Here is a 999-nt window from a genome sequence, read left to right as displayed (position 1 = left end):
TAACCTGAGATCGGTTTAAGCCATTGCCATCAAGCCAGACTTTTCAGTATTGGTGATGTTGAGTGATGGCTTTTCTGGTTTTAGACAGTAAGCAATTAAGCCGCCAAGCAAGTTCAACATAAAACCATGTAAGCTCCGATGACGAGAATGTTCAATCTGAGATATGTTTTTCAATTGGTCATTGATGGTCTCGATAATGAAGCGTTTCGACAACATCGCCCTATCCCAAGCGGCAAGAACTTTTGGCGGCATGTTTTTTCGATGGGTTGTGATTAGCGTAATTCCATCATCTTTTAAATCTTCGGTGAGCGCTTTACTGATATAGCCTTTATCTGCATAAAGTTTGTCGAGTAGCCCTTTAGATAGCTCACGAACGGGCTTTCTATCATCGGTATTAGCTGGCGTGAGTTTCGCTGCAACTATATCACCAAGGTGATTGGTGATGATGTGAAGTTTAAAGCCATAAAACCAGCCCATCGTGCCTTTACCTCTTGTGGCCGTCCCTTTAAACACTTTGTGTCTTGGGATACGTAGATTATGGCAAACCTTAATGCTGGTAGAGTCAATAAACTCAATACCTGTTGGTTCTCCTTTCACATGAGTAAAGAATGAGCTGAGAGGGACAAGCACAGAAGGCATCACTTCAAGAAAGCGTGTGTAACTCAGCAATGTCGGGAATTCACTTTTATGGTATCGGTGGATAATACCAAGATAGAAGTTCTTGAAATCACGCTGATGTGACATATGAAAAGCAATAATGATGGTCATTATTTCACTTTCAGACATGCGTCCTTTACGGTTTCGCTTGCGCTCACCGCACTCTAGTTGAAGTTTTTGCCACTGGGGAAGAAAAGCCTGACAAAAATCGTCGACATGGCAAAATAAGTCGGTTAACTTTTTCATAGCTGGCTCCTCTGCGATGATTTCCTTCTTGGTCGAAAGATCTGATCGCAGAGCCAGCTTTTAGTTCCCGCCTATTTTTATCCCGAGTTCAGGTTA

Annotated in this window: 1 protein-coding gene; it reads right to left on the bottom strand. The window is 42.4% G+C overall.

The window, feature by feature from the left end; genetic code table 11:
* Positions 1 to 15: 15 nt before the first annotated feature.
* The gene (locus PUN32_RS13990) at positions 16 to 903 is read right to left on the bottom strand and encodes an IS982 family transposase (protein ID WP_274723738.1); all 888 of its coding nucleotides are present in this window, start codon (positions 901 to 903) and stop codon (positions 16 to 18) included.
* Positions 904 to 999: the final 96 nt, after the last annotated feature.

Source organism: Vibrio chanodichtyis, assembly GCF_028863985.1.
GTDB lineage: Bacteria > Pseudomonadota > Gammaproteobacteria > Enterobacterales > Vibrionaceae > Vibrio > Vibrio chanodichtyis.
Note: the sequence above shows the minus strand (reverse complement) of the source record. Positions and strands in the feature narration are given on the sequence as shown.